This window comes from Fulvivirga aurantia (assembly GCF_009711475.1).
GTDB classification, from domain to species: Bacteria; Bacteroidota; Bacteroidia; order Cytophagales; family Cyclobacteriaceae; genus Fulvivirga; species Fulvivirga aurantia.
On the sequence record NZ_SMMD01000545.1, the window covers coordinates 1 to 3,830 of the forward strand.

The following is a 3,830-nucleotide window of genomic DNA, read 5'->3' on the forward strand; positions in this document are numbered from 1 at the left end:
GACTATTTCAGAAAGGCGGGGCTCAAGCTAATCACTATTTTTGGTGATTATGAGCTAAACGCTTACGAACCTGAAAAGTCGAGCCGAATGATATTTGTAACTCAAAAATAATTGTCAATGAGGGTTAAATGCAACGCTGTTGTATATTTGCGCTTCCAAAATTAATTTATGATTGTTTATTTCGCGGTTTTATTTTTCACAGCTTTACTTTCAGGGCTTGCGGCAATGTTCGTGCCCGGTGTAAGGGGTAAAAGCTATAAATTAGTTTTGGTTTTTGCGGGAGCCTACCTCTTTGCAGTCACCATCATCCACATACTGCCAGAAATATATAGTACAGCATCAGACCCTTCCCTCATCGGAGCCTATGTGATTGGCGGTTTCTTTTTACAGCAAATCCTGGAGTATTTCTCTTCCGGAGCTGAACATGGACATATCCATAAACATGGCGATAAGCATAATCACTCGTTTGTGTCTACCTTATTGCTACTAGTGGCTTTGCTTATACATGCATTTTTAGAAGGAGCACTTTTGGCTCACCCAAGCGATAGTCATGCGCATCATGAATCGACTTCGTTGCTTACAGGTATAGTCTTGCACAAGGCACCAGCAGCGTTTGCTTTGATATCAATTTTGTTGTGCCACCTGAGTAGAGGCAAAGCTTTTATATTTCTATTAATATTTGCTTTAGGCTCTCCACTTGGTATGTATATCGGTGATTATTATGTAGAAAACGATATACTTTCCTCTCAGGCGTTTGCGATACTCTTTGCTGTGGTAAGCGGTAATTTTTTACACATTTCTACTACCATTGTTTTTGAAAGTAGCGAAAATCATGGCTTTAATGCTAAAAAGTTGGCGGTGGCTTTGGCAGGCGCAGCCATTGCTGTTGTCACAGAGCTCTGGTTTTAGTCAAGTTGCTGCACACCTGAAACATGTGACAAAATAGCCTTCCATTCTTTGTTTTCTTTGACCAGTACATTACTCGATTGGTACTGCATTTTGCTGGAATCATTGAAAACGTGACCGGTACCCGCAATTACTGCCGTACCATTTTTAAAGATATCTAAACGCTTAATTTCATAAAAAAATGAGTCAGGTTTAGAGCTATTAGATAATAACCAATCCATTTCATCTGTTTTGGTAGACCATTCTCCTGAGTTGCTGATCATTTCAAATTCTTCATGTAAAATTTTATTTAGTAGAGCTGTATCATGCTCATGATAGGCTTTGGGCCACAACTCTTTTTTTATTTTTGTCAGTTTGGTAGTATCTGCTTGACTTATTTTGGCAATGTATGCTTCCTCTTTAGAACCGCTACAAGCGGTGATAAACACTATGGATGCAATCAATAAAAATTTCATATTGGAGGTAGGTTAGGTTTAATGCGAAATACGGACAGTACACCATACAGTTGTGTATTTAACAAGTCATTAACAATTATTAATACTACCTTTAGTGTATGAGAAAAGAGATAAAACTGGCTGTACTCATCGATGCAGATAATATTCCTTCTACTTATATAAAAGAAATGATGGAGGAAATAAATAAGTACGGTACATCTACTATAAAACGTATCTATGGCGACTGGACTAAGCCTCACTTGGTGAAATGGAAGAATGTATTGTTAGAAAACGCCATTAACCCTATACAGCAATATGGTTATACCACAGGTAAAAATGCCACTGACTCTGCAATGATTATAGATGCTATGGATATCTTATATTCTGGTAAAGTAGATGGGTTTTGCCTGGTGTCTTCTGATAGTGATTTTACAAAACTAGCCACCAGGTTACGGGAGGCAGGTATGCATGTGTATGGTATTGGCGAAAAGAAAACACCGGAGCCATTTATTGTAGCTTGTGATAAATTTATCTATCTCGAAATTCTCAAAAGTGATACAGAAACTACAGGTGAGAAAGGGAAGGCTAAAAAGCCTAGTTTTGATAAGTTGACCCCGAAAGTCATAAGGTTATTAAAAAACTCTGTTTCTGATGTAGCCGATGAAGACGGGTGGGCATTTTTAGGAGATGTCGGCTCTCTAATCATTAAAAAGCAGCCAAATTTTGACTCCAGAAATTTTGGGTTTGAAAAACTGACTCCTCTTTTTGAATCTCTTAAGCAATTTGAAATAGACCATCGAGACCAGCATAATGGCAAGTTTAAGCTCGTCTATGTGAGAAACAAGCGGTGATAATTTTCACATCATTTCTAAAAAAGCCCATAAACTTAAGTTACATTCGTACGATACGATAACTAACATTTGCTATGGGTTTATCCACCATAATTGTAATAGGGGTTTCAATAATAGGTTTATGGCTTCTATTTTTCATTTTTCCAATCAACCTGTGGATTACAGCCCAGTTTTCTGGAGTTAGAATCAGCCTTTTTGAAATGGTTTTTATGAGGTTTAGAAAGGTGCCTCCAAAGTTGATCGCACACTCTATGATCACAGCTGCTAAAGCAGGTCTTGAGCCTATCACTACACAGCAAATGGAAACTCACTATCTCGCTCACGGCAATCTTACTGCCGTAATTAAGGCGCTGATAGTAGCAGATAAGGCAAATCTTAATTTAACATTTAAGCAAGCTACTGCCATAGATTTGGCGGGTAGAGATGTGCTGGAAGCAGTTCAGGTGTCGGTTACACCATATGTGGTAATAGTGCCTGCCATCATGGGGGTTTCTGTTGATGGTATACAGCTAATAGCTGAAGCTCGTGTAACAGTGCGCACTAATCTGCAGCAGCTTGTAGGTGGAGCGGGTGAAGAAACGGTAAAAGCAAGAGTAGGGCAGGGCGTTATTTCAAGAATTGGAACAGCAAAAAACTACCTTGAAGTCTTAGAAAATCCTGAAAGTATATCTAAAAAAGTGCTGGCCGATGGTCTGGATAGTGGCACAGCTTATGAAATACTGTCGATTGATATTGCGGATATTGATATCGGAGACAATATAGGGGCTGCCTTACAAATCGACCAGGCAGGGGCTGATCTAAATGTAGCTGAAGCTAAAGCTGAACAGAGACGTGCGATGGCTGTAGCCTTGGAGCAGGAGATGTCTGCCAGGGTACAGGAGGCAAAGGCCAAGGTTATTTTAGCCGAAGCGCTTATTCCGGCAGCAATGGCTGGAGCATTTAGAGATGGCAACCTGATGAAAGGGATGAAAAAAGTAAAAAGATAGTGCCTAAGTTGTAGGTAGAATAATTGAGATTTTGACGCCCTGGTTTTCCTCGCTCTCAATCTTTATTGAGCCGGAAAGTTTTTCTATCAACTCTTTACAGATTATTAGTCCCAGCCCGGTGCCGGTTTCTGAAAATGCACTTGCAGTTGGTGCATGGTCAGATGTGTCTAAAATAGCTTCAATTTGCTTATGACACATGCCCTTGCCATGATCTGCAACTGTAATTAATAAATTTTTATCCGCTTTCATGGTGCCGTGTAAATCGATGCTTCCATTTCTAGGAGAGAATTTAATTGCATTCGATATCAGGTTGTTTAGTATAATAAATAACAGCTCTTTATCAGAGTAGAAGCTGATAGTTGATGTGAGATTGATATTTATAGAAAGGTTTTTTTGCTCTGATAACCTCATGTGATAGGTCTTAACCTTTTCAAACATGCGCTTAAGATCAATTTGAGTTTTTGTGGTACTAATAGCACCCATCTGACTTTTTAGCCAGACTATTAGCTGATCGATCGACACCTTTGATTGAGCCACGTAGTGCTGCATTTTATTTGCCAATTCTTCAGCTTCTTTAGCACTCAAATGACCTTTTATGATCAGATCAAGCATGCCTTCTATAGAATTTATTGGCGTTTTGAAGTCGTGTACCA

At 39.2% G+C, this 3,830-nt stretch carries 5 protein-coding genes; 3 read left to right on the plus strand and 2 right to left on the minus strand.

What is annotated here, in order from left to right:
• The first annotated feature begins 168 nt into the window (after positions 1-168).
• On the plus strand, positions 169-909 hold the full coding sequence (locus E1176_RS04380; RefSeq protein ID WP_155209353.1) for a ZIP family metal transporter: 741 nt from the start codon (positions 169-171) through the stop codon (positions 907-909).
• On the opposite strand, the gene E1176_RS04385 is transcribed toward E1176_RS04380, so the two are convergent.
• Positions 906-1,361, minus strand: a complete 456-nt coding sequence (locus tag E1176_RS04385; protein ID WP_155209354.1) for a nuclear transport factor 2 family protein — start codon at positions 1,359-1,361, stop codon at positions 906-908. The genes E1176_RS04380 and E1176_RS04385 overlap by 4 nt on opposite strands.
• A gap of 98 nt (positions 1,362-1,459) precedes the next feature.
• On the opposite strand from E1176_RS04385, the gene E1176_RS04390 reads away from it, so the two are divergent.
• On the plus strand, positions 1,460-2,191 hold the full coding sequence (locus E1176_RS04390; RefSeq protein WP_155209355.1) for an NYN domain-containing protein: 732 nt from the start codon (positions 1,460-1,462) through the stop codon (positions 2,189-2,191).
• 74 nt (positions 2,192-2,265) lie between these two features.
• Entirely contained in the window at positions 2,266-3,177 is a 912-nt protein-coding gene (floA, locus tag E1176_RS04395; RefSeq protein WP_155209356.1) for a flotillin-like protein FloA, read from the plus strand.
• Positions 3,178-3,180: 3 nt separating this feature from the next.
• On the opposite strand, the gene E1176_RS04400 is transcribed toward floA, so the two are convergent.
• Positions 3,181-3,830, minus strand: a 650-nt coding sequence (locus E1176_RS04400; protein WP_155209357.1) for a sensor histidine kinase, incomplete at its 5' end; no start/stop codon positions are given.